This window comes from Pseudomonas bharatica CSV86 (assembly GCF_000319305.2).
Classification (GTDB): domain Bacteria; phylum Pseudomonadota; class Gammaproteobacteria; order Pseudomonadales; family Pseudomonadaceae; genus Aquipseudomonas; species Aquipseudomonas bharatica.
Window position 1 is genome coordinate 266,293 of the sequence record NZ_AMWJ02000001.1, and the last position, 26,239, is coordinate 292,531.

A 26,239-nucleotide genomic window follows, 5' to 3' on the forward strand; every position below is an offset into this window, starting at 1 on the left:
TGGGACCCCAGCGTCATGACCTTCTCGCTGCTGCTCGCTGTGCTTGCTTCCGGCTTCATCTACGGCATCACTCCGGGCCCCGGAGTGCTGGCCGTGCTCGGTATCGGCGCCACCCGCGGCCGGCGTGCCGGCGCCGGGTTTCTCTGCGGTCATCTGCTGGGTGATGTGCTCTGGTGCAGCACTGCACTGGTGGCGATCGTCGGGGCGCGGCAGATCGGCAGCTCGGTGTTCGACATCCTTGGCGTGATCAGCGGCCTGTACCTGGGCTGGCTGGGCTGGCGGGCGTTGCGCAGCCAGCCGGGCAATGGCGCCGAGCAGGGCGCGGTACGGCGGCCTTTCTGGCATGGCGTGGTGTTCGGGCTGACCAATCCCAAGGCTTATCCGGTGGCGGTGGCGACCTTCACCGCGCTGCTGTCGAGCCGGGCCGAAGCGCTGGACTGGTCGATGCTGCCGGCGTTGATTGCCCTGAGTTTCCTCGGCGGGCTGCTGGCGTACCTGATTCTGATCGTGCTGGTCGGCGCGCGACAGGTGCGTACCTTGTATATGCGCTATGAACTATGGATTACCCGGGCTTGCGGGGTGATGTTCATCGGGTTTGCGCTGAATGCGCTGATGCATGCCGTACCCGGCTTGATTCCTCGGAAAGGCTGATGGCCTCATCGCTGGCAAGCCAGCTCCCACAGGTCCGGCGGCGCACGCGGTCACTGTGGGAGCTGGCTTGCCAGCGATAGGGCCCTCAAGCACTAAGGAAGATTCGGAACGGGCGCGGCTTTCCCGGCATCCGCTTCCTCCCTCCTGACCCGGTTACGCCACAACCGATAAGCCCGGATTCCCGCCCTGACCGACCCATACAGCAGGTGGTTCTCCATCTCCCGCGCCAGCCCCGAGCGCACCAGCATCCGCAGGAAGGTCCCGCGTGCCCGGGCGATCCCCAGCTCGATGCCGCGGGCCTTGAGGGTGTCGCGCACTTCCCGCAACGCCGCGATGCCGCTGACATCGATGCTGCTCACCGCCTCGGCATCGAATAGCACCGCCTTGGCATCACCTTCGCGCTGTACCGCTTCGAGCAGGCGCATCTTGAAGTAGTCGGCATTGAAGAACAGGATCGCGTCGTCGAAGCGGTACACCACCAGCCCCGGGACGGTGCGCGCGTCCTTGTGCCGGCTGATGTCCACCTGGCCCTCGACCCCCGGCGCCCAGCCCAGCACCGCATCGGTGGGCTGGTAGATGCTGTAGAGCAAACGCAGGATCGCCAGGGTCACGGCGATGATGATGCCCGGCAGCACGCCGACGCCGAGCACGCCGATGGTGGTGAGCACGCAGAGGCACAGTTCGAAACGGCTCAATGCCCAGATCTTGCGCAGCGACTGGATATCGATCAGGCCCCAGCCGGCCATCAGCAGCACGGCGCCCAGCGCCGCCTGGGGAATCCAGGCCATTGGTGCGGTGAAGAACATCAGGATCAGCGCAATCACCAGCGCGGCGACGATGCCCACCAGTTGGCTCTTGCCGCCGACCATGTCGTTCACTGCGGTGCGCGAATCGGCGCCGCTGATGGCGAAGCCCTGGGACACCCCGGCGGCCAGGTTGGACACGCCGAGGGCGACGAATTCATGGTTGGCATTGATCGCATAGCCATGCCGCGCGGCAAAGCTGCGGGCGGTGAGCATGGCGCTGCAGAAGCTCACGGTGGCGATACCCAGGGCGTCGCGCAGCAGGCTTTTCATTTCTTCCAGGGAGGTCTGCGGCCAGGCCAGCTCCGGCATGCCGCCGGGCACATGGCCGAGTACCGCGACACCATGGTTGTCGAGGCCGAAGACGCCGGCGATCAGGGTGAACACCGCCACCGTCACCAGCGCCGCCGGCAGTTTCGGGTAGCGGCGCGGCAGCCAGATCAGCAAGGCCAGGGCCGCCAGGCCGATGCTCAGGGTCAGCCAGCGGATCTCGTCGAGGCGCTGGAAGAAATTGATCATGGCGAGGATGAAACCGCTGCCTTCGATCTTGAACCCGACCACCTTGCCCAGTTGCCCGGCCAGCAGGCTCAGGCCGATACCGTTGAGGTAGCCGATCAGGATCGGTCGCGAGAAAAAGCTGGCGATGAAGCCGGCCCGGGCCACCCCGGCGGCGATCAGCATCAGGCCGACCAGCACCGTGACCACCACCGACAATTGCAGCAAGCGATCAGGGTCGCCCATGGCCAGTGGCGCGATGGCCCCGGCGACCATGGCGCAGGTGGCAGCGTCGGGCCCGACCATCAGTTGTCGGGAACTGCCCACCAGGGCGTATACGATCATCGGCAGGATGCACGCGTACAGGCCGACCTGCGGCGGCAGGCCGGCGATCTGCGCGTAGGCGATGGCGATGGGAATCTGGATGGCGGCCACCGACAGGCCGGCCTGCACGTCCGCGCGCAACCACTCGCGCCGGTAATGCAGCAGGTTGGCCAGGCCCGGAAGCCAGCGGGAAAGAAACATGTTCAGGTCCTTTTGATGTATCTGACAGACGCTAGCGCAAAAGCCCGGCACCCGGCGCTTCGGGGAGAAGGTCGGGAGGGATTGGGCATTTGGCCAGCATCGTAACCGCTAGGGAGGGCAAGGCCAACCAAAGGAGGGTGTTCTTTCGGGCCCTATCGCTGGCGAGCCAGCTCCCACAAACCCTGTGGGAGCTGGCTTGCCAGCGATAGGGCCCGAAAGATCAATACATCACTCAGCCCACTCAGGATCCCCGGTAAACACCACGGTCAACCAGCGATCCGGCCCTTCACCACCAATGGCCTCGCCGATCTCGTCGCGCCAGGCGTCCCATTCGGCGATGTTCCGCGCCGGCATGGTCCTGGGCACGATGAAGTACAGCTCGATCTCCCGCGAGCGCCCGACCTTCGCAACGTAGGCGCGATACGACAACATGGCGTGCCGCTCGACGAACGCTTGCGCCACGTCGTCCACATGCTGCTTGAGGTCACCCGGGGTGACCAGGAACATATCCGCCAGTGCCTGGCGAATCACCGACAGCGGCAGCGGAATGATCACCAGGCACACCAGCCCCAGCACCGCCGGGTCGATATAGGGCGAGATCCACTCCCACTGCGTGCCCTGCACCGCAATACCCACGCAGAACGCGATCAACAAGGCCGCCGTGATACTCGCCGACATGACCCAGCCCTTGACATCCATGCGCACGAAGTCCGAGCCGATCCGCCGGTTGGCCCGGGCCTCCAGCACGGCGATGGTCAGGCAGGCGATCACCGTCAATACGGCATAGATCAGCGCCAGGCCGAACTCCAGGTCGCGCCCGCCTTCGAGCAGGCTGAGCACGGCGTTGATCAGTGCATAGACCGCCACCCCGGTAAGCAGGATGCCGTTGAGCGCCAGGACCATTGGCTCCAGGTGCCAGAAGCCCATGGTGAAGCGCTCGCGCAGCTTGCGCGACAGGTGCGCACTGCGGGTGTGGGCGGTGATCAGCCGCACCACCACCAGCGATAGCCCGCTCATGCTCGCGTCGACCATCGAGTAGACGCCGTCGAAGACGATCGAGAACGAGCCCGAAGCGAGGCCGAAGCCGATGCCGATCGCGGCGATGAACAGGGTGACGGCAATGGACGTACGCAATACGCCCTGCTCGTCGTTCAAATCGAAAAACCTGGTTGCCACCACGGGCCTCCTCAATAAGACGCCGGGCCGTCAGACCCGGAATTGCTCCATCAGCGCCTGCTGCTGGTTGGCCAGGCGATTCAGCGCCTGGCTGATACGTGCGGACTCGTCGGCCTGCCCGGACAACGACTCGGTGACATCGCGGATCCCGGCGACATTGCGATTGACCTCCTCGGCCACGGCGCTCTGCTCTTCGGCGGCGGAGGCGATCTGCAGGTTCATGTCGCTGATCACCGTGACCGCCTCGCCGACCCGTTGCAGCGCCGGTACCGCCTGCTCCATGCGGGTCACGCTGTCCCGCGCCTGGCGCTGGCCGTCGTGCATGGCCTCGACCACGCCCCGGGTGCCGCCCTGCAAAGCTTCGATCACCTGGCGGATTTCTTCCACCGAGACCTGGGTGCGTTGCGCCAGGTTGCGCACTTCGTCGGCGACCACGGCGAAACCACGCCCGGCCTCGCCAGCCCGGGCCGCCTCGATGGCGGCATTGAGGGCCAGCAGGTTGGTCTGTTCGGCAATGGCGCGAATCACCTCCAGCACCGAGCCGATCTGCTCACTGCGTCCGGCCAGGGCCTGGACCCGCTCCATGGCCAGGTCCATGTCGGCGGCGAGCTGGTCGATGGCCTGGCGGGTATGGCCGATCAGTTCCAGGCCTTCGCGGCTGGCCTGGTCCGCACCGCGCGCGGCATGGGCCGCCTGTGCAGCGTTGTTGGCGACATCGTGGGCGGTGGCGCTCATTTCGTTGGCGGCGGTGGCCACCTGTTCGATCTCGCGCTGCTGTTGCTGCATGCCGCCGCTGGTCTGGCTGGCGATGGCGGCGGACTGGTCGGCGGTGCCACGGGCCTCCTGCAGCGAGCCTTTGACCTGCACGATCACCGGTTGCAGCTTGTCGAGGAAACGGTTGAACCAGCCGCTCAACTGGCCCAGTTCGTCATCGCGGGAATAGTCGAGGCGCTGGGTCAGGTCGCCGTCGCCGCTGGCGATTTCGCGCAGGCGCTCGGCCACCGCGAGGATCGGCCGGGTCACGCCACGGGCGGTCAGCCAGATCAGCACCAGCCCGGCCAGGGCGGTGACCAGGGCGATCAGCAGGTTGCTCAGGTTGGCGCTCTGGTTGCTCGCGGCGAGGCGCTGGTTGAGCTGGATGGCCGGGGCTTGTAGGACGCTTTGCGGCACTTCCAGCAAGACCTGCCAGGGTGTTGCGTCCGGGATCGGCGAGAAGGGGCGGGCAATGCGCATCAGTCCGTCTTCAACGGACTTCGGTGCCTGCTTGCTCAACTGCGAGGCATCGGCGCTGTGCCCGGCCAGCAGCCCGGCAGGGCTGACGATACTGACCTGGCCCTGGCCCTCGTAGACTTCCTCGCGCCCTTCGAGGGCCAACTGTTGCAGGTTGTCCAGGCCGATATCCAGGCCGACCACGCCGACCACCTTGCCCTGGTCCAGCAGCGGCAGGGCGATGCTGGTCATCAGCACCTGCTTGCCGTTGACCTCGTCGAAGTACGGGTCGAGCACGCAGGCCCGGGCGGTTTCCAGTGGGCAGGTCAGCCAGCGGTTGTAGGGCGAGCCGTTGGCGCCGAGGTTGGCGTCGGCGAGCATGGATTCGGGCATGGCTTCCGATTCCAGCTCGCCGGCGGCATTGCGCGACCAATACAGGGAAAAGCGCCCGCTGTCGTTGCTGCCTTGCTCGGCCTGCCCTATGAAGCGGGCGTCCTGGTGGTCGAGGGCATCGGGCTGGAACACCAGGTACAGGCCGATCAGGTCGCGGTTACCGGCCAGCGCGGTGCGGGCCTGCGTGACCAGGGCGCTGCGCAGGTCGCCGTCGCCGCGCTCGCGCAGTACCTGGGCCAGGCGGGCGAAGCCGTTGCCATATTGGTACGCATCCATGAAATAGCGCTGGATGCGTAGCGCCTGGGTCTCGCCATGGGCCTGCAGGCGCAGGCGGGCGTTGTGATCGAGCAGTTCGGTATTGGCCTGGAACACCTCGGCCGCACTGCGCCGCGACTGGGTCAGCGACGTGACCGCCAGGACGATGACGATGGCCAGCAGGCACAGGCCGGCGAGCAGGATGATCTTCCACTGGATGGACAGGCGGCGCGGGAGCATGAGGGGTTTCCTTCTCGGTCATGAAGCGCGCCCGCGGTCCGCGCGGGCGCGTTCGACGGGCGGTCTCACTCGGCGATGTAGCTGGGCGGCGCGACCCGGAACGACTTGGTCAGCCAGCCCAGGTACAGCACGCCGGCCGCCGCCCAGACCCCGCCGAACAGCAGCGAATGCTCGTTCAGGTCGAGCCAGAGCAGGGCGATGATGCAAAAGCCGATGGTCGGCAGGATCAGGTGCTTGAGCTTGTTGCCCAGCCCCTGCTTCATGCCCTGGCGAAGGTAGCAGTGGTTGATGACCGCCAGGTTGACGAAGCTGAAGGCGACCAGCGCGCCGAAGTTAATGATCGAGGTGGCGGTGACCAGGTCGAAGAAGATCGCCGACAGCGAGATCAGGCCGACCACGATGATGTTCAGCACCGGTGTCTTGTAGCGCGGATGCAGGCGGGCAAACAGTCCGTGCGGAATCACCTTGTCGCGGCCCATCACATAGAGCAGGCGCGAGACGCTGGTCTGCGAGGCCAGGCCCGAGGCGATGGTGTTGATCACCGTGCAGGCGATGAAGATCGACTGGAACAGCTTGCCGCCGACATACAGGGCGATTTCCGGCAGGGCCGCTTCGTGGTCCTGGAAGCGCTCCATGGTCGGGAAATAGGCCTGGATGAAGAACGAGATCAGGATGAACACCGCGCCGCCGATCAAGGCGGTGAGGAAGATCGCCCGCGGGATGACTTTCTCCGGCTGGTGGGTTTCTTCCGAGAGGGTGGTCACCGCGTCGAAGCCGAGGAAGGAGAAACACAGGATGGTCGCCCCGGCCATGAGCGCGCTGAGCTGGGTCTTGTCATCGCTGAACGGGATCAGCGTCCATGGGGTGCCCTGACCTTCGCCCTGGCCGAGGCCGCGCAGGCACAGGTAGACGAACACCGCCATGATCACCAGTTGCACGCCGACGAACAGCACGTTGAAGTTCGCCACCAGGTTGATGCTGCGGATATTGATCAGGGTGATCAGGGTGACGAAGGCGGTGACCCAGACCCAGCCCGGCACCTCGGGGAACATCGCGCCCAGGTAGAGCTTGGCCAGCAGGGCGTTGACCATCGGCAGCAGCAGGTAATCCAGCAGCGACGACCAGCCCACCAGGAAGCCGACATGCGGGTTGATCGCTTTTTGCGTGTAGGTGTACGCCGAGCCGGACTGCGGGAAGTGCCGCACCAGCACGCCATAGCTCACGGCGGTGAAGAGGATGCCCAGCAGGGCCAGGATGTAGGCGCTGGGAACGTGCCCGGCGGTGAGGCCGGAGACGATGCCGAAGGTGTCGAACACGGTCATGGGCGTGAGGTAGGCCAGGCCGATGATCACCACCTGCCACAGGCGCAGGGACTTGCGAAGTTGCAGATTGCCGTGGGTGCTGTGCTCAGGCTGCATGCGGGCGCTGCTCCTGGTGTGGGACCACGGACGGGGTTTGCAACGGGCACGACAGGGTCGAACGGGTGGGCTCCATGTTGTTCACCTTTTATGTTGGAGCTGGAATGGGCGCGGGCGAGGCGCCGGTGTCACTGGCAAGGACCGGACCGGTAAAACGAGCGTGCAGGTACGACGCGCGCGGGCGTCAGGGGGCGGCGCTGCTTGTTCTTGGGGTATCGGACGCTGGGCAAGGTGGGAAAAATAAGAAACGATTGGGGTGGGGTGCGTCAAGTAAATCGTTACATTATTTTTCTTTGATGGGGTTTTATCGACTTTTTTGGCGTTTTAGGAAGGGTTTACGACGGTTTCTGTCAGTTGTTCGATTTTGCTGTCCATAAAAGTTTACGTTTTGTAGGGCGATTTACTACAGGGCGCCTGTGTTCCATGCCGGCGATTGAGAGGACTCAAGCGGCGACCACTGAGAGCTCTCACATCGGGGCAACTGATCCAGGGGCTGTTTTCGTCGTTATGAGCGATGACGGGGTAATCGAGCTAGCAGTGAGAGGCAGACTGGTATGTCAGAAAGATCCGAGATTCTGGATCAATGAGCAAGAAAGGCTACAGACCAGAAGGAGTCTTTGGCGGGGCATAGCGCAGGGAATCTGGAGCGGGTGAAGGGAACAGCACCCGGTCACCAACTCGTTTATTACGAACATTTTTTCCGATCCAGACGTCACGGAATGGACTCGATTGTGGACTCAAGTCTTCGGCCTGGTCAACGCAGGCCGTTGAGGGTGATCCAAAGCGAGCCAAGCACATCCATCAACAGCCAGAGCAACGGATTTCATTCCGAAGTCTATCCGTCTACTGGCACATCACGCCACAGGCCGCAATGGACAGGCGAGCTACGGCCTCAACGGACCGGCTAGTCATCGACCGGTGAGGCCTCGTCTTTCACTCGCGCGAGGAACCGCTTCATGGGCTCCGAGGGTTCGCCCCGGCGGCGCAGCAGGTAGGTAGAGAGCATCGGTGGGGTGCCGGTCAGGGGACGAATGGAGATGTCCGGGCGCTGTAGCGTCTGCACCTGCGAGGCGATGGCGAAGCCGATGCCGTAGCCGGCGCCGACCAGGGTCAGCATCACGCCCAGGCTGGTCACTTCATCGACCAGCTTGAGCGGCGTGCCTGCGTCCTGCAGCATCGCTTGAATCTGATGGCGGCAGCCCGATCCCGATTCGGGATGGCACAGAACCAGCGGGAACTTCAAGGCTTCGGCCAGCGGCACCTGGACGTGTGCCAGCAAGGGATGGCGTGCGGGCACGATCACCGACAGCGGATCGGTCCACACCGGCTCGGCGACGAGCCCATCATGCACCGCGTTCGACAACGCAAAGCCGATGTCCAGCAGATCGTTGTGCAGCATCTTGAGCTGCTGCACGAACGGCAACTCGAAGACGCGAATCTCCAGCTCGGGTTCATCCTCGCGGCTGCGCGCCAGCAAGGTAGCGATGCGGGGCTGCGCCAGGCTGTCGCAGATGGCGATGCGCAGATGGCCTTGGTAGCCCTGCGCCGCGGCCTTGGTGCTCTTGACTGCCTGCTCCACGGTAGCCTGCACGCGCCGGCATTCGCCGAGGAACACCTGGCCGGCCCAGGTCAGCCGCGTCAGGCGTGTGCTGCGGTCGAACAACTGTACACCGAGCTGGCTTTCCAGGTCGCGCATCGCACGCGACACAGGCGATTGCTCGATGCCCAGACGCTCGGCTGCACGGGCCAGATGCAGTTCTTCCGCAACTGCGACGAAGTAACGCAGCAATCTGAAATCCAAGGCCGCCTCCTGTCTGTCTTCTTCTGGTTCAGCCTATCGGACGCCAGCATCTCCTTCCGCATCCCGTCAGCACCTCCTTCGGTGGCATCGCGTCAAAGCCTCATGCCCGCACGGTGCGCCGGGCACGGCGCGCAGGCGCTCACGTTTGCTGGAGTCCGCGATCGGTGCAGCCGATGACGTCACGCCGGCGTCAGGGCGAGCATGCCGATGCAGTTGGGTGTCTTTCGGGTCACCCCGATCGCCTCCCAGATCGGTCACGAAGTCCGGTTCTAACACGCCCGGACTTCTGCGCAGCCGCCATCACCTGGGCGACGCGCCGGTAGGCCCGCTTGGCGGTCGCCGCGCATGAAGTCCTTGGGCTGCGGATGACGCTGCGCCGAAGCATGCAGCCACTGCGCGAGCTGCTCGTCGCTCATGCGTTCGTCTTTCCAGAACACGCTGCGGTCGGCAGTGATGGACAGGGTAGCCGAGTCGGGCTTGATCGACTTCACTCCACTCAGACAACACAATAATGACAATCTGGCAATTTTCCGATAAGGCAACACCGACGGGATAACCGGACTTGCTTGGACACTCGCCCCCCGTGGCCACGACAGAAGGTCGGACGGCGGCGACTGGCAAGCCTCTGTGACCGGCATCGCCGCCGGGAAGCGCTCATGCAGTTCCCTAAAGCCAGAGGAATGGACTCCACTTTCTGAGGAGAAGTCCATGAACTTACGCCATCTTCGCTGTTTCATCGCCGTGGCCGAGGAGTTGCACTTCGGCCGGGCGGCGCGGCGGCTGCATGTGGAGCAGTCGCCCCTGTCGCGCACGATTCGCCAACTGGAGGCAGGCCTGGGCGTGATGCTGTTAGAGCGCACGCCGCGCGGCGTGCGCCTGACCCCGGCCGGCCAGGTGTTCCTGGAGGAAGCCCGGCGCGTGCTGCTGACCCTTGAGCAAGCCCAGACCAAGGCGCGGGCGGTGGCAGCGGGACACCGGGACACCCTGCGCATCGCCTTGGCCGGCGGCGTCGGGCGGACCCGGCTGTCGGCGCTGCTCGCGCTGTGCCGGGAGGAGGCGCCGGAAGTGGGCATCCGGCTGTTCGAGGCGCCGCTGTCGCAGGTGGTGGGCGGGCTGGGCAACGACCTGTACGACGCGGCCTTTGCGATGGCCGGCGAGATGGCGGCCGGGATGGTCGCCAAGCCGGTGTGGCAAGACCCGCTGGTGGTGGCCATACCCGCGCGGCACCCCTTGCTGGCGCACAAGCGGGTGCCGCTGGACGAGGTGATGAGCTACCCGCTGGTGCTGTGCCACCCGCAGGTGTGTGAGGAGTGCAGCCGGCAATGCGAGCGCCTGCTGCGCCGGGTGGAGACACCGCCGGTCGTGGCCGAGTACGTGACGACCCACTCGCTGATGCTGGCCCTGGTGGCGGCCGGCTATGGCGTGGGATTTTCCAGCGCGGCGCACGTGGCGGCACGCCGGCAGGCGGACGTGATCGTCCGACCGTTGGATGAAGACTCGGCAGCGCTGACGACCTACCTGCTACATCCCGAGGGCGCGATGTCGGAGCCGCTGCGCCACTTCATCGACCGTGCGCAGCGTGTCGGCCATACGCCGTTGGATACGCAACGGCTCGCATGAGGCTGCCTCAGGCGGGTTGACCGATTCCATTTTGGTCAAACGCCAGACCTGTTTTGTCATAGCGGGATTCCATCGCCGCGGTGCACTCAGGCCTTGCTCGCGCTTGTCGTTGGCATTCTGCGAGCAACTTCGCATGCCCAACGTGGCGCGTCACAGCGAAGACGCGAGGCGCAACAGTGCTTGCCATATGCGCATCGGCTCTGGCGTGTTGAGCTGATCGCGCTTTACTGGGCCTCTTTCCCTGCAAAGACTTTGGCCTGGTTATCCGGGTCAGGCATGGTGCCCGCGAATGACGCTGGTGACAGCGTGTTCGCGGCTTGCGAATTGTGAGTGATGGTGCCATGCGCAGCAAGGCGCGCATCTCGCAACGAAACCGGCAGCATCAACGATGCCACGGTCTTCGCCGCTTCGCCATCTGCTCGTTTCGCCCGGAGAGTCCACAGCCACACACGCCGCCTGTACGGCGGGTGCGCGTGCCTGGACTCGGTTCGATGACGAAAGGAGGCGCGCGATATGCCGAAGTCGAGCAGCCTGGCCGATGGCGCCAAGACCTACTACCGCCCGGTCGAGGCGGCAATCCGCTGGAGTGGATTGCTGCGCTTCGAGCTGCGCATCCTGGCGACCTTGGGAGGGCGGCCTCTGCCGGAGGCAACGGAGTTTCCGCGCTGGCCGATGCTGCGATTGAACACCGAAAGAATCTTCGATGCGCTGGCCCACGGCGAGATGCGGTATGGCAAGGAGGGCTTGGTGCGGGAGACGCAAAGCTTCGCGATGGACGACCCGTCGCTGACGGTGCGCCACGTCGATCTGAAAGCCTGGATGGCGCACCACTACCCCGGCGAGAGACCGGCGTTTCTGTTCGATGAGATCGAGCGAGCGCTTCACCCGGCGATCAGCCTGGACACCGTGGGCGCATTGCTGGCCGAGCGGGAAGCGATCAAGGCGCGGCTGGTGGAACACCTGGGCATGCACCAGACGCTGCGCGCCGAGCACGAGGCGCTGCTGAAAACGCACGCCGCCTGCGCGGCCGACACGGGGCGTGCGAAAACGCTGGGGCCGCGCAGCGAATCGACCTACCTGAACATCGTGGGCGGATTACTGACGCTGCTGCTGGGCAAGTCGCCCAGCGGCACGCCGTATTCCAGCTTCCTGACGCAGGAGGCCATCATCAGCGCGATGGTGGCGCACCACGGCAACGCGATGGGCATCACCGAGCGCACCCTGCAGGCCAAGTTCGCACTGGCTCGACGCAATCTGCAGAGCACAACTTCCTGAGCGACACCAGACCGTATCTGCGGTCGTGGAAACCGCATTTGCGGTGTCTTTCCTCAACGCGGCGTTCTTAATTCGAGTCATGCCAATCAGCGCCACTGAGCGTTAAGGAGACCCTCATGTCTTCGCAGACCACCACCGCCACGGCGGCACCGACCGAACACCGCATCCTGCGCCGCGCCGAGGTCGAGGCCAGGACCGGCTTCAAGCGCGCGCACATCTACAGCCTGATGAAGAAAGGCAAGTTCCCCAAGGCGCTGCGCCTGGGCGTGCGCGCGGTGGGCTGGGACTCGGTGGAGATCGAACAGTGGATCGCCGACCGCCTCAAAGAACGCGCCTGACGCTTCTTCTCGGTTCATGCCATTCGACGAGGAGAAGCTCATGCAGGTGGTGTCCATCATTTCGACCAAGGGCGGCGTGGGCAAGACCACGACGGCGGCCAACCTGGGCGGCTTCATCGCCGACGCCGGGCTGCGCGTGCTGCTGCTGGACCTGGACGTGCAGCCCACGCTGTCGAGCTACTTCACGCTGGACCTGCGCGCGCCCGGCGGCATCTACGAGATGCTGGCCTGCAACGAACGGCGCATCGAGCACCTGGTGTCGCGCACCGCGATCGCGGGCCTGGACCTGGTGCTCTCCAACGACGACCGCGGCGAGCTGAACACGCTGCTGCTGCACGCACCGGATGGACGCCTGCGACTGCGCCATTTGCTTCCCGTTTTCCGCACGCACTATGACTTGCTGCTGGTCGACACCCAGGGCGCGCGCAGCGTGCTGCTGGAGATGGCGGTGCTGGCGTCCGACCTGGCGCTGTCGCCGGTGACGCCGGAAATCCTCGCGGCGCGCGAGCTGCGGCGCGGCACGCTGCAACTGATCGAGGGCATCGCACCGTATCGCCACCTGGGCATCGAGCCACCGCCGCTGCGCCTGCTCATCAACCGTGTGCATCCGGTGTCGTCGAACGCGCGGCTGGTCCAGCAGGCGCTGCGACAGGTGTTCCAGGAACAGGCCGGCGTGCAGGTGTTGGGCACCGACGTGCCGGCCATCGAGGCCTATCCGCGCGCTGCGACACGAGGATTGCCGGTGCATCGGGTGGAGTACCGGCAGCCGGCGGGGCGCACGGCGCCCGCGGCGCTGGAGACCATGCGCACGCTGGCCGGCGAGCTCTTCCCCGCGTGGCGGGAGCGCTTCGCGCTGGTCACCGGCCGAGCCGATGCGGGAGGGGCCGGCCATGGCGAGCGCGCATGAACTGGCGCGCGGCCGTGAACGGCTGCGCGCACTGATCGAGTTCGCGTTGGACGAAGGCTGGCGCGTGGTGCGCACGTCCGGCGGGCACCTGAAATTCACGAAACAAGGCTGCGCGTCGATCCACACCAGCCGGACTGCGAGCGACCACCGTGCCGACCGCAATGCCCGCGCGCAGCTTCGCCGCGCCGACCGGCAAGCGCAGGAGAACGGCCGTGGCTGAGCTGACGCCGCAGGACATGGCTGCCAAGCTGCTGGCCACCGGCTTCGAGCGCGGCGGCCCTTCGGCCGCGACCTTGAGCGACCCCATCGCCGACACCCCGATGGTGGTGACGCTGGACCAGTTGCGGCCCTACGACCACGACCCGCGCGTGACGCGCAACCCGGCCTATGCGGAGATCAAGGCGTCCATCCGCGAACGCGGGCTGGATGCACCCCCGCGATCACGCGCAGGCCGGGCGAGGCGCACTACATCATTCGCAACGGCGGCAACACGCGGCTGGCGATCCTGCGCGAGTTGTGGAGCGAGACCAAGGAGGAGCGCTTCTTCCGCATTGCGTGCCTGTTCCGCCCGTGGCCGGCGCGCGGCGAAATCGTGGCGCTGACCGGGCATCTGGCCGAGAACGAGCTGCGCGGCGGGCTGACCTTCATCGAGCGGGCCTTGGGCATCGAGAAGGCGCGCGAGTTCTACGAGCAGGAAAGCGGCCAGGCGCTGTCGCAGAGCGAACTCGCGCGGCGGCTGACTGCCGACGGCTACCCGGTGCCGCAGTCACACATCAGCCGCATGAACGATGCGGTGCGCTATCTGCTGCCGGCGATCCCGACGCTGCTGTACGGCGGATTGGGCCGGCATCAGGTGGACCGGCTCGCGGTGCTGCGCAAGGCGTGCGAGCGCACCTGGGAGCGGCGTGCGCTGGGCCGCGCCGTGGCCGTGGACTTCGCCACCTTGTTTCAGGACGTGCTGACGCAGTTCGACACACAGCCGGACGACTTCTCGCCGCAGCGGGTGCAGGACGAGCTCGTGGGCCAGATGGCCGAGCTGCTGGATGCGGACTACGACACGCTGGCGCTGGAGATCAACGACAGCGAAAGCCGCCAGCGTGCGCTGACCAGCGAACCGGCGGCGCCTGTCGTGCCTGCTGCTCCTTCCGCGCCGGTCTCCGCGCCTCGGCAGCCATCCGTCTCGTCTGTGACGCGCGACGCCACGCCGGTCGCGCCTGCGGCGCCAGCAGCGACACCGCCTGCATCGCCCGAAGCGCCGGAGGACCAGCACGGGCAACGCGACGAGCGCCTGCAAGGGCACATCGTGACACCGGCACCGACCACCGAGCGCCTGCAGTCCATCCAGCGGATGGTCGCGGACCAGCTCGGCGACAAGCTGCCCGACTTCGAGGCCGATGCGCTGCGTGCGATCCCCGTGCAGGTCGGCGGGCTCTATCCCATCTCGGACGTCTGGTACGTCGAGCCGGCGCTGGACGTGCCGGATCGCCTGCGCGTGCACATCGCGCAGTTGGCGCGCGAGATCGCCGGGGAAGCGGCGGTGGCCGACCACATCGAAGCCAGCGATGGCGGCATCGGCTTCGTCTGCGCGGCGCCGGCCGTGGGCCAGGCGAAGACGCTGCCGGCGTTCGCGCGTGCGGTGCTGATCCTGCTGCACGCGCTGAGCACCGCGCCGGCACCCGCGACCGGGCTGGACGGCGCGCGGCTGGCCGATGACCTTGGGCCGCTGCTGCATGGCCACGGCGGCTCGGCCACACGCCTGAGCGATGCTGCGCTGGTGAAGCTGTTCCGTCTGCTGCGCCTGGCGCGCCGGCTGCTGGATCTGGAAGCCGGCGTAGCGAGCCAGGATTCCTGAGCGCAGGAGGCTCCCGTATGTCGGCACCGCACCCGCTCAACCAGGCCGTGATCGCCCAGGCCCTGCATGACCTGCGCAACGGCCAGTTGCGCCGCTGCAAGGCCATGGGCTTCGGCGAGGAGGAGCTGGATGCGCTGAAGCACCCAGAGCTCGTGAGCATGCTGGTGAATGCCACGGTGTCGTGGTGTTCGGTGTCGGTGAACCGGGAAGTGTTGAAGCGGCTGCTGAGCCAGGTGCACGACGTGGAGCGGGAGATCGCCACGGTGGACCGCATGCTGCGCCTGGGGGCGAGCACGGAGATGGTCAGCAGGTTCTACGGCCTCACGCATCAGGAAGTGGCGCTGCGCCGCGACATCCTCGGGCTGCCCAAGCGCAAGGGCCGGCATCCGGTGCTCGACGAGGCGCAGGACGTAACCTTGTGGGAGCACTGGAAGGCCGGCGTCGCCGAGCGCCATATCGCCCTGACCGACGACATGGCGATGCTGGCGCTGACCATGGACCTGGCCGAGGCGCTCAGCCTGCCGATGTCGGTGGTGTGGGCTGCGATACGAAACTGGATCGACGAGGGGCTGGTGTAGCCATGACCACGGGCAGCGCACCACGGCGCGATGGCCCGGTTGCGCTGTCGGCGTTGTTCGACGAGGCGCTGCGGCACCTTGAGCCGAAGGAACCGGCGCAGGGCACGGCGCCGAGCCAGGACGGCTTTCTCTACAGCGGCAACCGGCACGAGAGCGTGCCGCGCAGGCTGTTCCTCGACCGACGCCTGACGCCGCTGGAGCGCAACGCCTGGCAGGTGTTCCGCCTGCAGCTCAACGACGATGGCGTGACCGCCTTTCCCACCTACGACCAATTGCGCCCCTACCTGGCCTCGATGCCCTGCGCGGCACAAGCCTCGCACGAGACCGTGGCGCGCGCCCTGACGCTGCTGCGGCTGACGCGCTGGCTGAGCCTGGTGCGACGACGGCGCGACCCGAAGACCGGCCGCATCCAAGGCAACCTCTACGTGCTGCACGACGAACCGCTGTCGCCCTTCGAGGCGATGCAGCTCGATGCCGACTACCTCGGCCTGGTCAGCCAGGCGCTGACCCATGCCGCCAAGGCGGTGCAGATCGTGGGCATGAACACGCTCAAGGAGATTGCCGAAGACCCGCTGCTCAGCGGCCGCACGCTGCCGACCCGCCTGCAGGTGCTGGCGCAGCGCATGGCGCTGCATGGCTGGACGACGCCAGGTTATCCACAGGAGGGTGCGGACCACGAATCCGAAGAAGGCCAGGAAGCCCTTCTTCGGAATGCTGCGCGCCCGTCTTCGGAATCCGAAGCAGGGCCGAAACCCGCGCCGGATAGCTCTCTTCGGATTCCGAAGGAGGACCGTACAGTACGTAATGATCGGATAAATGAAGTACGTACAGTACCGCGCGAGGGCCTTGCAGAACCTGCGACTGCCCGAGCGTTTCCTGCGCTTGAAGGATGAGCAGCAGGCCGGCGCGCTGGTGGCCCTGCAGCAGGTGGACGAAGCGCAGCGGCAGGCCGTTCTCGACGAGTGGGCGGCACGCTGCCACAACAGCGCGGTGCGCAACCCGGCCGGCTACCTGTTCGGCATCATCCAGAAGGCGATCCGCGGAGAGTTCAAGGCGTGGCGGGCACCGACGCAGCAGCGCCGCTCGCGCCGCGAGCTGCGGGGCCCGCGTGATCGTCGTCGCCTTCGGCCTCCCGCCCAGCCGACCCCGAGGTGGCGCGCGCCTACCTCGCACGGCTGCGTTCAGCCTTGCGCGATCCCTGAGCTATCCCCAGGGGATAGACGGAACAGGTCGCCTTCCGTGGGGTGATCCGGTCAGGTCGCGGCTTCGTCTTCTTCCGTTTCCCGCCAATAGGCGTAGTTGAACAGTGCATCCAGCTCCGTGAAGTCGTCCAGGCCCAACGATCGTCTGACCGTATCGGCATGCCCGCAGTACCTTGCGTAGCTTTCCGCACTGACGTTCTGCTTGGTTGGATGCAGTGGGTAGTCCCGGATGCCGGCGAGCGCCAGTCCCGACACCGCGTTCTGGTTCATCACGGCGAACCGCTTGTTGTCCAGCGCGTGCAGAATCTCAGTCAGCAGGTTGATGCCTGCTCCGGTGATGGCGCCGAAATGTCCATGTAGAACGGTAAACGCTTCGGCAGGCGAGAGGTTGCGCCGGTCAAGGATGTCCGCCACTGCGGCCACGAACTGCCCTGGGTGGTTGGCGATCCGGCTCTTGCCGCGGTGCAGCCCGCCGGAATGGAACAGGCCGATCAGCGCGTCGTAGTGACTCGGAAAGTCCCGCCTGGCATTGCTGCTCAGGGCCGCCAGCTCTGCCAGCCTGCGCCTTGCCTTGCGCAGGTTTCCCTTGCGGCCGGTTTTCTGCGCAGTGAATCCATGCGCTGAATCGTCGCTTTTCATCAGCTCCAGGAGGTCGGCCAGGATCGTGAAGTCCGGCCCCTCGGTTCGGCTCGCCTTCTGCGCACGCTTCTTGGCCACCTTCCGGCAAGTGTCGTGGATGATGTATTCCCGCTCGTAGGCATCAATCCGGGGCTTGGTCGCTGGCACGAGAATCCTGTCCGCGACCAACGCATCGAGGTGTCGCGTGACCGATGCCATCAGCGCGCCGCTCGCGTCGTCGACCAGGGCCGATGCCTCGTAGTTGCCGTAGAAGCCTCCGTGGGTGAGGTTGGCCGAGCCGACGATCACCGAGCATTGCTTGCCGTTCTGGAAGGCGTAGATCTTCGGGTGGAAGGTGTCGCTGGCGTTGCTGAGATACAGGATGAGCGCGTGCTTCTCGGCCAGCGCCAAGAGCTTTCGGAGTGCTTCGGGTTCGGTCAGGTAGAAGTCCAGACCTATCGCAAACCTGGCCTTCAATCCCCTTTCGAGCGCCTTGCGCAAGGGCTTCAACAAGTCGCCGAGGGCCGAGGTCTTCGCGAAGGCCACCAGGCATTCCAGGCGTTCCGCCCGCTTCAGCAGCTTCTCGACCACGTGGCCGTGCCCGTGCTCTTCCGCGTTCAGCAGCAACTGAACGGCTTTTCCATCCTGCATGTTTCCCCTCGTTCTTCTGCACAGCAACCCCAGGTGCGCTGTGCCGCTAGTCATTGTCATGGTTCACGCCTCGACATCAAGACTCGATGGCTCAAGACCTATCCCCAGGGGATAGCCGGCACACACAGCCTTCTGCGCGGAACAAACCGGGCGCGCATGGGCTGCGGTTTGTTGACTGACAGCCTTCCGGCCGATGCCGATGCTGGCGACTCGCCAATTCACCGCGAGTCGCTCCCATGGCCAACGAACGCACAGAACCTCTGCAACTGAATCTCGGATCGCTGCGCAGCGCGATGTCGCTGACGCTGCACACGCACCACGCTTCGCGCATCTGGCACGGCCGTGCGCCGACGGAGGGGCGCGCCGGCATCATCGGACTCAACGGCTTCATCAGTGCGATGAACAAGATGAAGCGCGGTTCCGAGCAGGACGATCCGTACTCCGATTTCTGGATGCTGCGTATCGAAGACAAGCTGGAGCAGACCAAGAGCACGCTGCAGGCGCTGCGCGAGCAGGTGGATCAGGCCCTGGCCGATGTACCCCCGGCGCTGTCGCTGGGCGAGAACATGAACGTGCAGCCGGTGAAGCTGCCGCTGTTCGTGAATGCCCAGCTCGGCTTCATGGCGGTGTACCTGCTGGCCGACTACGACGACCTGGCACGCAAACTGATCCTCGCCCACCACACCGCGCTGATCGACCGCAGCACCTTGGAGCGCTGGCTCAATGACGGCGCGCACGCGCTGCGCAGCCTGTTCTCGCTGGCCCAGCAGTACCGCTACTCGGGCACGACGCGCGACGACTTCGCGGCGAAGAACGCCGCGGCGCGAGCGGCGTTGGAGAAGTTCGGCGAACTGCCGCAGGACGTGCTGGAAGGCATGCGCCGCTCGCGCTTCGCGCCACCGATCGCGCGGCGGACGACCAAGCCCGGCACGCCGCCTGCTGCGCCCGCCATCGAGCCCGATGCGCCGGCTCACACGGATGGCGCAGCCAACCCAGCGACGGGTAGTGAGGGTGTTGACGCATGACGGCATCGCCTCCCATCAACCACTCCACGCGCTTCGTGGCGCTGGAACAGGCGGACTTCCAGCGGCTGGAACACGCAGGCTACCTAAAAGGCCTTTTACAGCCTTTTAAGGGTAAGGGGAGTCTGGAGACCTGGGCCAGCCAGTGCGCAGCGCTGCGAGACGACGTGATTGGCCTGGCGCAGCGGCGCGTGCTGCCCCAGGCGCGCGCCTACCCCTTCAGTCTGCTCGACGTGCAACTGGCCCAGCAGGCCACTGGCGCAGGGACGACCTTCCTGCGCTGGCGCAACCTCGACCGTTCCTCCATGGGCGTGGCGTTGTGGGAGGCCGTGCTGGCCAACCCCGCGACGCCGGCCTCGCTGATCGACGAACTGTACGCGATCGAACTGCAGCGCATCGTGCTGAACATGCAGATCAGCCTCACCCACAGCATCGCTCGCCAAGCCCTGGAATGCGCCAACAAGGCCGCGCAGGCCGAAGCGGCTTACCTGCGGCGTGTCCACGGGCATACCGCGGCCGTTCCACCCACCACCAAGGAGTCACCATGAGCACGCACTTCGTCGGCGAGGGCAACATCGGTTCTGTGCCGGACTACCGCGAATTTCCGAACGGCAACGACGAGCCGCGCCGGCTGCTGCGCCTGAACGTCTATTTCGACAACCCGATCCCGAAGAAGGACGGCGAGTACGAAGATCGCGGCGGCTTCTGGGCGCCGGTGGAGCTGTGGCACCGCGACGCCGAGCACTGGAAGACGCTGTACCAGAAAGGTATGCGGGTGCTGGTCGAGGGCCGCACCGTGCGCGACGAATGGGAGGACGCCGACGAGAACGAACGGGTGACCTTCAAGATCGAGGCGCGGCGCGTGGGCATCCTGCCGTACCGCATCGAGTCGGTGGCGCTGAGCGCCAAGCCCGCCGGCGGACAGTAATTCGCCCATCGCCGTTCCCCCGAGGGCGGCTGCAGCAACCGTCATGCGCCCGCGATGCACCAGCGAGCTATCCCCTGGGGATAGCTCCAAGGTCGTCCACAGAGTTCCAGCCGCCCTCCAGAAACGACGCTCTTGCTGTGCCAGCTCCTGCAGTCCATGTGCACCGCTGCGGCAACGGACCGCCTGCCGATCACAAAGCGGTGTCTGCATCAATCGGCTTCCTTGCTGCCGGCATCTCCTGGCCCCGCCAAGCTGACGCCCATCCGATGAACCGCACATTTCCAAGGAGGCTTCATGCGCGTGTTCCTGTGCGAGAAGCCGTCCCAGGGCAAGGACATCGCCCGTGTGCTGGGTGCCGGTCAACGCGGCAACGGCTGCTACAGCGGCGCCGGTGTCGTCGTGACCTGGTGCATCGGTCATCTGGTGGAGGCGGTTCCACCCGAAGGCTACGGTGAGCAATACAAGCGCTGGGCCATCGAGCAACTGCCCATTCTTCCGAGCGTTGGCGTGTCGAGCCCAAGGCGGCGACCGCAGCGCAGTTCAAGGTCGTGCAACAGCTCGTCGCCAAGGCGGGCGAGCTGGTGATTGCGACCGACGCCGACCGCGAGGGCGAGATGATCGCCCGCGAGATCATCGACCTGTGCGGCTACCGCGGGCCGATTCAGCGTCTGTGGCTGTCGGCACTCAACGATGCGTCGATCCGCAAGGCACTGGGCGCGCTCAAGCCCTCGGCGGAGACGCTGCCGCTGTATTTCTCCGCACTCGCCCGATCGCGCGCCGACTGGCTGATCGGAATGAACCTGAGCCGCTTGTTCACACTGCTGGGGCGCCAGGCCGGCTATACCGGCGTGCTGTCGGTGGGCGCGTGCAGACGCCGACGCTGAAGTTGGTCGTCGATCGTGATCGCGAGATCGCGCGATTCGTCTGCGTACCGTTCTGGGCCATCGAGGTTGCGCTTTCGCATGCAGGCCAGTCCTTCGTCGCAAGCTGGACGCCGCCGCAAGGCAGCACCGACGATGCGGGCCGCTGCCTGCAACAGCCGGTGGCGCAGCAGGCCGCCGAGCGCCTGCGCACGGCCGGCTCCGCCCAGGTGCTGTCGGTAGAGACCGAGCGCGTTCGCGAAGGGCCGCCGCTGCCGTTCGACCTGGGCACGCTGCAGGAGGTGTGCTCCAAGCAGTTGGGCCTCGACGTACAGGAGACGCTGGACATTGCCCAGGCGCTGTACGAGACGCACAAGGCGACAACGTACCCGCGCTCGGATTCGGGCTACCTGCCCGAGAGCATGCTGGCCGAGGTGCCGACCGTACTCGACAGCCTGGTCAAGACCGACCCCAGCCTGCGGCCGCTGATCGACCGCCTGGACCGCCAGCAGCGTTCGCGTGCATGGAACGACGGCAAGGTGTCGGCTCACCACGGCATCATCCCGACGCTGGAGCCCGCCAACCTGTCGGCCATGAACGGGAAGGAACTGGCCGTCTACCGGCTGATCCGCGCGCACTACCTCACGCAGTTCCTCCCGCACCATGAGTTCGACCGGACGGTAGCGCAGTTCTCGTGCGGCAGTCAGTCGCTGGCGGCCATGGGCAAGCAGATTGCCGTCACCGGCTGGCGCGAGGTGCTGGCGACGCCGGAGCCGGACGATGCCGATGGCGAGGATGCGCAGCGCAGCCAGGTGCTGCCCGCCCTGCATGCGGGCCTGTCCTGCCCGGTCGGCAAGGTGGATCTCAAGGCGCTGAAGACGCTGCCGCCCAAACCCTACACGCAGGGCGAGCTGATCAAGGCCATGAAGACCGTCGCCAAGTTCGTGACCGACCCGCGCCTGAAACAGAAGCTGCGAGATACCACCGGCATCGGCACCGAGGCGACACGCGCCAACATCATCAACGGTCTGATCGGTCGCGGCTACCTGGTCAAGAAGGGCCGCGCCGTCCGCGCTTCCGACGCGGCATTCACGCTCATCGACGCGGTGCCCTCGGCCATCGCCGACCCCGGCACCACGGCGGTGTGGGAGCAGGCACTGGACATGATCGAGGCCGGCCAGATGGCGCTGGACACCTTCATCGAGAAACAGTCCGTGTGGGTCGGCCAGCTCGTGCAGCAGTACCGCGGCGCGACGCTCTCGCTCAAGCTGCCGCCGGCGCCGGCCTGCCCGCAGTGCGGCGCATCGATGCAGCAGCGCACGGGCAAGAGTGGCGCGTTCTGGTCCTGCTCGCGCTACCCGGACTGCAAGGGTACGTTGCCGATCGAGTCCCCGACGGGCCGGCGCAGCGCACCGCGCAAGCGGCGCGCTGCCTCCAAGGCGTCCTGATCCTCGCTTCCCCCTGCCGCGCCGGCCCTTCACTGGCGGCGAGGCAAACGTTCCGCACCGCACGGGACTCCAAAGCGCGCGTCTCCTTCTGCAACGGTGTGCGCGCCCCGTCTGCCCGCCATCGGGCGACGGGGCGAGAAGGTCATTGCTCCCACGAATCGCGCCCGCCGCCATTCCCTTGATCGGTGTGCCTTGCCTCGGCCACGAGGGGCTTCCTGACGCCTTGCCGCCGCGCGAGCCGTGAGGAGGCCCTTGGGCCGAGGGTATTCCGTGCCGGTGCCCGCCGGCGGAACAACGGGCTCCCTTTGTGTGTGGATGCACGCCAGAGGATTCCGGCCCCAGCCACGAAACGGGCCGGGTGCGATTGCTGACGCAGCGAACGGCTTTGACGACGGCCCGCGCTGACGCAGCCCACAGGTGGTTTTCCTTCCTCTCCAGCCGAAGGCCCGCGTGGCCTTCGGCGCCCTGGTCCTTGCCTTGTGCCGTGACGCGGGCCTGCGCTAAAGCGGGCCGTCCGCGATTCGGTTTTCCCTGCGACGGCAGCCATGCTTCGCGCCCATCCTCACGCCATGCGTTGCTGACAGTCGTCAGCGGCATGCCCTGGCAGTCCCGGTCTTCAAGACTGCAACGCGGTTCGCCGCGTTGACCGATCCAGTCCGCTTCGCATCGCCCACCGCGGACGCTCGCCGGTCTGGCGACGATGCACTTTTCTCAACCGCCCGAGGGGAACCCCATCCCCTGCGGGATGCGTGCTCCCCGACCCACCAAGGAGCACGGCATGTCTGAACCTTCCGCACCTTCCTCTGCAACCGCAGTGCGCAGTGGTGCGCTGGCGCCGGCCTGGACCGGCAAGCGTCTGCCGCTACAGGTGCTGCGCAGCGCGGCCGGCCACTACATCGGCACGCAAGACGACGAAGGCCCGGTATCGCGGGAGTCCGTCGAGTATTTCCCGAACCACCTCGCAGCACAGCGCGCCCTGGATACCCATGCCTGGACACAGCGCGCTCACCCCTGATTCCCACCCTTCAAGGAGTTCTCTCATGAATCTGTCTTTACCCGAAGACGTGCGCGATCAGATGGCGCTGGAACAGGCGCACTTCGACGCTGCACCGCAGGCCTTCTTCGAGGCCTGGAGGCGCGGCGCGCAGATCGCCGGCCACGAGTGGTTCGGCGACGGCACACGCGAAAGTCTGCAGCGTGCCACCACCAAGTGGGACCTGCGGCCCAACATGCTGATGCTCAACGACGCCCTGGGCGTGCTGAGCAGCGGTCAACGCATGTTCCTGTCCGCGATGGTGAGCTTCTACAACGCCCGCGAGGGCGGCGCGATGCTCAAGCGTTGCGGCTTCGAGGGGTTGTCCGACTTCGGCGGCCTCGACCTGGAGCGGCGCAAGGTCATCGCCGACCTCACGCTGCACTACAACGGCTGGTGAGCCGCGCCTGGCAACCCACCGTCCTTTCATCCCACCCCACGAGGGACATGCGTCCCCGTTCGGGGCCATGTCCCTCCTTCCTTTCGCAGGAGCGGCCATGTCCCGAATCACCATCTTCCACTGACCTGCACCGCCCGCCACCAGGGCGGCCCGACGCCGCGGCCGGCTGACCGGCTGCCACTTCACCCACCCGCTGGGGTTCAATCCCCGGCAGGGGATTGCCTCGGCCATCCCCTGCCGGAGGAATCCCGTGTCCCATTCCGACAACCCCTTCGTCCGCGGCTACGATGGCCTGTCCGTGCAGCGGCTGCTGGCGATTTCCTACGACGACGACTGCCCGCTGAGCTATCTGCCGCTGCACGCCTCGCAGTCGCACCTGCCGGACAGCCAGGTCGAGCGCCATGCCTGCGTCTTCAGCGACGACTTCGCGCTGATCACCGAGGGCCAGAACGTGCCGCCCGAGCTGGACGCGCAGTGCCCCAGCCACGGCATCGCCCGAAACCTCGTCTACGCCGTCATGGCCGAAGAAGCCGGCAAGCCGCTGCACGTCGGCGACACCTACTCCGAGGAAGCCGCGCGCGAGGTGGTGCGGCGCCTGCGCTTCGAGACCGGGTTCTACAGCCGTGCCTGGGAAATCAGTTCGGCGCACATCACCGAGGAGGCCGGCCGCTTCCTCGCCGAACTGGCGGACATCGCCACGCCGAGCGGCTTTCTGTTCGTCGCCTTCCGCATTCCCTACAGCCCGGCGGTCGGCGTGAAGCTGATCGCCACCCCCTGGACGGATGCGAACCTGCAGCATGTCGAGGGCATCACCGCCGAAGAGCTGCGGCAGGAGCACCGGGCCAAGGGCATGCCGGAGTCCCTCGTGGAAGTGCTGCACCTGGCTGCGCTCGCCGACGTTCGCATGTTGGTGTTCGATGCCGACGCGCCCGTGCTGGACGGGCTGACGCTCTACGACGACGAGTAACCCTCTCTTGAGCCCCCCTGCGGGGCTCTTCTTATTTGCGGAACGCGGTGCCGGCGCATTGCCGATTCCCGGCGGACGGCCGCCGCCATGTGCCGCACGCTGGCCGCATGTTCGCTGGCGTTGCCGGCAGCATGCCCAGGCAGTCGAGACCTTCAAGGCTGCGGCGCGGTTCGCCGTGCTGGTTGCTTCGTTCTCCGGGCGCACCCGCGTTCATCCACTTCACCCTCAAGGGACAGACCTCCCTTGCGGGCGGGAGTCCCTTGGTTGCCACAAGGAGTCTCCCCATGGATACCCAAGCCATTCGCGCACAGATGCCGACGCTCGTTGTCGGTCATGTGCCTTCCAACGTCCGTTCGTTCAAGTTCAACATCTTCGACGGCCAGCCCAAGGTTTCGACGCTGGGCTTTCACATCGACCCGAAGCCTTTCGAGGGCAAGGTCATCGCCACCACCGACGAGGCCATCGTCGTCAAGACGGGACGGGCCGAGTTCGCGGTGCTCGATCGCACGCTCGTGACCGAGGTGCCCGACGAGGGCGCCAAGGTGCAGGTCGAACCCTATGTCAGACGCCGCTTCGACGGTCAGCGGGCGGACACGCCCGAGGAGCAGACCGAGTTCACCGCCGACGGCCAGCCCTACACGGTGAAGCGGTTGGTGCTCGGGTCCGCACCGGCGAAGCTGCCGATTCCCGAGCCCCGCTGCCCCGAGTTGCGGGAACTGATCGACCAACTGGAGCAGTTGCCCGCTCCCGACGGTTTCCGGCGTATCACCCACATGCTGGTGGATGCCGGTGCGCGGGACATCACCTGGGTCGATCCGCTGCCCACCGACATCATCCGCACGCCACCGGCCATCGGCTTCACCGTCGACACGACGAAGTTCCAGGGTCGCGTCACCGTGCTGTATGAGCGTGGCCTCGACCTCTACGCGGTTGAGCTGCGCCGCGACGGCGAGCTGGTCGAACGGGTCGATGAGGTGTTCTTCGACACCCTCGGCGAGACGCTGGAACGGCTGATCGACGACGGGAGCTGGAGGCGCATCCGCGTGCAGTACCTGTCGGGTCGCAAGGCTGTCCGGCACTGACCTCCCAGCAGCTTCCCGCCTTCGCGGCGGGAAGCCTCTCTTCCTGCCTCCCTGGAGTCACACCCATGACTGTTCGATTCAAAGGCACGGAGCTGCGGCCCGTGCTCGCCGAAGCGGTTGCGAATCAGTGCCGCGTCGTCCTGGCCAAGGATCACGGCGTGCACTTCCTGGCCGAGCGCGGCGAGCGTCGACCCGATGGTCGCCAGAAGACCATCGCCTATGCCGCCGGCTGCAACCCGGATGTCGGTGCCTTCGACGACTGGTGGGAACTGGCGCGTGCCGAGTTCGGCGGCGACGACTTCGGCGAGTTCTTCGATCCGCAGGAGGGCGTGTTTGCGCGCATCCTGCGCAGCGAGGACGACCTCGACGTGTCCGCCACCGCGACACACCTGTCGCTGCAGGCGGTTCCTCCCACGCCCAGCGGTAACTGACCGCCCATCCCTGGCCCCCGCTCCGGGGCCTCTTTCTTCCCGGCAATGCGGACAGCCGTGA

At 66.3% G+C, this 26,239-nt stretch carries 22 protein-coding genes and 3 pseudogenes; 18 read left to right on the forward strand and 7 right to left on the reverse strand.

Annotation, left to right across the window (positions count from 1 at the left end; all coding sequences use genetic code 11):
• Positions 1–15 precede the first annotated feature (15 nt).
• Positions 16–651: a LysE family translocator gene (locus tag CSV86_RS01230; RefSeq protein ID WP_009401146.1), complete on the forward strand. Its 636-nt coding sequence runs from the start codon at positions 16–18 to the stop codon at positions 649–651.
• 92 nt (positions 652–743) lie between these two features.
• On the opposite strand, the gene CSV86_RS01235 is transcribed toward CSV86_RS01230, so the two are convergent.
• From CSV86_RS01235 to CSV86_RS01260, 6 genes are all read right to left on the reverse strand, one after another.
• Positions 744–2,474, reverse strand: coding sequence for a SulP family inorganic anion transporter (locus tag CSV86_RS01235; protein WP_009401145.1), 1,731 nt, complete (start codon positions 2,472–2,474; stop codon positions 744–746).
• A gap of 228 nt (positions 2,475–2,702) precedes the next feature.
• A complete protein-coding gene (locus CSV86_RS01240; protein WP_009401144.1) occupies positions 2,703–3,650 on the reverse strand; it encodes a cation diffusion facilitator family transporter in 948 nt (315 codons plus the stop codon).
• Positions 3,651–3,680: 30 nt separating this feature from the next.
• Complete coding sequence (locus tag CSV86_RS33805; protein WP_009401143.1) at positions 3,681–5,747, reverse strand: methyl-accepting chemotaxis protein; 2,067 nt, start codon at positions 5,745–5,747, stop codon at positions 3,681–3,683.
• Positions 5,748–5,812: 65 nt separating this feature from the next.
• Positions 5,813–7,165 (reverse strand): APC family permease, encoded by a 1,353-nt coding sequence (locus CSV86_RS01250; RefSeq protein WP_009401142.1) that lies wholly within the window; start codon positions 7,163–7,165, stop codon positions 5,813–5,815.
• A gap of 904 nt (positions 7,166–8,069) precedes the next feature.
• Entirely contained in the window at positions 8,070–8,966 is an 897-nt protein-coding gene (locus CSV86_RS01255) for a LysR family transcriptional regulator (RefSeq protein ID WP_009401141.1), read from the reverse strand.
• A gap of 269 nt (positions 8,967–9,235) precedes the next feature.
• Positions 9,236–9,457, reverse strand: a complete 222-nt coding sequence (locus tag CSV86_RS01260; RefSeq protein WP_009401140.1) for an ExbD/TolR family protein — start codon at positions 9,455–9,457, stop codon at positions 9,236–9,238.
• 217 nt (positions 9,458–9,674) lie between these two features.
• On the opposite strand from CSV86_RS01260, the gene CSV86_RS01265 reads away from it, so the two are divergent.
• From CSV86_RS01265 to CSV86_RS01300, 8 genes and pseudogenes are all read left to right on the forward strand, one after another.
• A complete protein-coding gene (locus tag CSV86_RS01265) occupies positions 9,675–10,586 on the forward strand; it encodes a LysR family transcriptional regulator (protein ID WP_009401139.1) in 912 nt (303 codons plus the stop codon).
• A gap of 513 nt (positions 10,587–11,099) precedes the next feature.
• Positions 11,100–11,861, forward strand: coding sequence for a hypothetical protein (locus tag CSV86_RS01270; protein ID WP_009401138.1), 762 nt, complete (start codon positions 11,100–11,102; stop codon positions 11,859–11,861).
• Between the two features lie 116 nt (positions 11,862–11,977).
• Complete coding sequence (locus CSV86_RS01275; RefSeq protein ID WP_009401137.1) at positions 11,978–12,199, forward strand: AlpA family transcriptional regulator; 222 nt, start codon at positions 11,978–11,980, stop codon at positions 12,197–12,199.
• A gap of 40 nt (positions 12,200–12,239) precedes the next feature.
• On the forward strand, positions 12,240–13,106 hold the full coding sequence (locus CSV86_RS01280) for a ParA family protein (protein ID WP_009401136.1): 867 nt from the start codon (positions 12,240–12,242) through the stop codon (positions 13,104–13,106).
• Positions 13,090–13,326 carry a hypothetical protein gene (locus CSV86_RS01285; protein WP_009401135.1) on the forward strand — a complete coding sequence of 79 codons (237 nt, stop codon included), beginning with the start codon at positions 13,090–13,092 and terminating at the stop codon, positions 13,324–13,326. Before CSV86_RS01280 ends, CSV86_RS01285 begins: the two co-directional genes overlap by 17 nt.
• Positions 13,319–14,958, forward strand: a pseudogene (locus tag CSV86_RS01290) (ParB family protein). Before CSV86_RS01285 ends, CSV86_RS01290 begins: the two are co-directional and overlap by 8 nt.
• Before the next feature lie 17 nt (positions 14,959–14,975).
• Complete coding sequence (locus tag CSV86_RS01295; protein ID WP_009401133.1) at positions 14,976–15,536, forward strand: DUF2857 domain-containing protein; 561 nt, start codon at positions 14,976–14,978, stop codon at positions 15,534–15,536.
• A gap of 2 nt (positions 15,537–15,538) precedes the next feature.
• A pseudogene (locus CSV86_RS01300) lies at positions 15,539–16,738 on the forward strand (STY4528 family pathogenicity island replication protein).
• 51 nt (positions 16,739–16,789) lie between these two features.
• On the opposite strand, the gene CSV86_RS01305 reads toward CSV86_RS01300, so the two are convergent.
• Positions 16,790–18,007: a phospholipase D family protein gene (locus CSV86_RS01305; protein WP_009401131.1), complete on the reverse strand. Its 1,218-nt coding sequence runs from the start codon at positions 18,005–18,007 to the stop codon at positions 16,790–16,792.
• Between the two features lie 236 nt (positions 18,008–18,243).
• Here CSV86_RS01305 and CSV86_RS01310 point away from each other — a divergent pair, with 236 nt between their 5' ends.
• From CSV86_RS01310 to CSV86_RS01350, 9 genes and pseudogenes are all read left to right on the forward strand, one after another.
• Positions 18,244–19,032 (forward strand): PFL_4669 family integrating conjugative element protein, encoded by a 789-nt coding sequence (locus CSV86_RS01310; RefSeq protein ID WP_009401130.1) that lies wholly within the window; start codon positions 18,244–18,246, stop codon positions 19,030–19,032.
• Entirely contained in the window at positions 19,029–19,577 is a 549-nt protein-coding gene (locus CSV86_RS01315) for a DUF3158 family protein (RefSeq protein WP_009401129.1), read from the forward strand. The genes CSV86_RS01310 and CSV86_RS01315 overlap by 4 nt, the downstream gene beginning before the upstream one ends.
• Positions 19,574–19,957 (forward strand): single-stranded DNA-binding protein, encoded by a 384-nt coding sequence (locus tag CSV86_RS01320; protein ID WP_009401128.1) that lies wholly within the window; start codon positions 19,574–19,576, stop codon positions 19,955–19,957. The genes CSV86_RS01315 and CSV86_RS01320 overlap by 4 nt, the downstream gene beginning before the upstream one ends.
• Positions 19,958–20,251: 294 nt before the next feature.
• Positions 20,252–22,265 (forward strand): annotated as a pseudogene (locus CSV86_RS01325) (DNA topoisomerase III).
• 778 nt (positions 22,266–23,043) lie between these two features.
• Positions 23,044–23,280, forward strand: a complete 237-nt coding sequence (locus tag CSV86_RS01330; RefSeq protein WP_009401126.1) for a hypothetical protein — start codon at positions 23,044–23,046, stop codon at positions 23,278–23,280.
• Between the two features lie 25 nt (positions 23,281–23,305).
• Positions 23,306–23,698 (forward strand): hypothetical protein, encoded by a 393-nt coding sequence (locus CSV86_RS01335; RefSeq protein ID WP_009401125.1) that lies wholly within the window; start codon positions 23,306–23,308, stop codon positions 23,696–23,698.
• A gap of 250 nt (positions 23,699–23,948) precedes the next feature.
• Complete coding sequence (locus CSV86_RS01340) at positions 23,949–24,665, forward strand: DUF5983 family protein (protein WP_009401124.1); 717 nt, start codon at positions 23,949–23,951, stop codon at positions 24,663–24,665.
• Positions 24,666–24,949: 284 nt separating this feature from the next.
• Positions 24,950–25,747: a hypothetical protein gene (locus tag CSV86_RS01345; protein WP_009401123.1), complete on the forward strand. Its 798-nt coding sequence runs from the start codon at positions 24,950–24,952 to the stop codon at positions 25,745–25,747.
• A 65-nt stretch (positions 25,748–25,812) separates the two neighbouring features.
• A complete protein-coding gene (locus CSV86_RS01350) occupies positions 25,813–26,178 on the forward strand; it encodes a DUF3085 domain-containing protein (protein ID WP_009401122.1) in 366 nt (121 codons plus the stop codon).
• Positions 26,179–26,239: the final 61 nt, after the last annotated feature.

Bases quoted from the DNA above. Each gene is read 5' to 3' on its own strand.
- CSV86_RS01230 (WP_009401146.1), top strand. From the start codon at position 16: ATGACCTTCTCGCTGCTGCTCGCTGTGCTTGCTTCCGGCTTCATCTAC.
- CSV86_RS01235 (WP_009401145.1), bottom strand. From the start codon at position 2,474: ATGTTTCTTTCCCGCTGGCTTCCGGGCCTGGCCAACCTGCTGCATTAC.
- CSV86_RS33805 (WP_009401143.1), bottom strand. From the start codon at position 5,747: ATGCTCCCGCGCCGCCTGTCCATCCAGTGGAAGATCATCCTGCTCGCC.
- CSV86_RS01250 (WP_009401142.1), bottom strand. From the start codon at position 7,165: ATGCAGCCTGAGCACAGCACCCACGGCAATCTGCAACTTCGCAAGTCC.
- CSV86_RS01265 (WP_009401139.1), top strand. From the start codon at position 9,675: ATGAACTTACGCCATCTTCGCTGTTTCATCGCCGTGGCCGAGGAGTTG.
- CSV86_RS01270 (WP_009401138.1), top strand. From the start codon at position 11,100: ATGCCGAAGTCGAGCAGCCTGGCCGATGGCGCCAAGACCTACTACCGC.
- CSV86_RS01275 (WP_009401137.1), top strand. From the start codon at position 11,978: ATGTCTTCGCAGACCACCACCGCCACGGCGGCACCGACCGAACACCGC.
- CSV86_RS01280 (WP_009401136.1), top strand. From the start codon at position 12,240: ATGCAGGTGGTGTCCATCATTTCGACCAAGGGCGGCGTGGGCAAGACC.
- CSV86_RS01285 (WP_009401135.1), top strand. From the start codon at position 13,090: ATGGCGAGCGCGCATGAACTGGCGCGCGGCCGTGAACGGCTGCGCGCA.
- CSV86_RS01295 (WP_009401133.1), top strand. From the start codon at position 14,976: ATGTCGGCACCGCACCCGCTCAACCAGGCCGTGATCGCCCAGGCCCTG.
- CSV86_RS01305 (WP_009401131.1), bottom strand. From the start codon at position 18,007: ATGCAGGATGGAAAAGCCGTTCAGTTGCTGCTGAACGCGGAAGAGCAC.
- CSV86_RS01310 (WP_009401130.1), top strand. From the start codon at position 18,244: ATGGCCAACGAACGCACAGAACCTCTGCAACTGAATCTCGGATCGCTG.
- CSV86_RS01315 (WP_009401129.1), top strand. From the start codon at position 19,029: ATGACGGCATCGCCTCCCATCAACCACTCCACGCGCTTCGTGGCGCTG.
- CSV86_RS01320 (WP_009401128.1), top strand. From the start codon at position 19,574: ATGAGCACGCACTTCGTCGGCGAGGGCAACATCGGTTCTGTGCCGGAC.
- CSV86_RS01330 (WP_009401126.1), top strand. From the start codon at position 23,044: ATGTCTGAACCTTCCGCACCTTCCTCTGCAACCGCAGTGCGCAGTGGT.
- CSV86_RS01335 (WP_009401125.1), top strand. From the start codon at position 23,306: ATGAATCTGTCTTTACCCGAAGACGTGCGCGATCAGATGGCGCTGGAA.
- CSV86_RS01345 (WP_009401123.1), top strand. From the start codon at position 24,950: ATGGATACCCAAGCCATTCGCGCACAGATGCCGACGCTCGTTGTCGGT.
- CSV86_RS01350 (WP_009401122.1), top strand. From the start codon at position 25,813: ATGACTGTTCGATTCAAAGGCACGGAGCTGCGGCCCGTGCTCGCCGAA.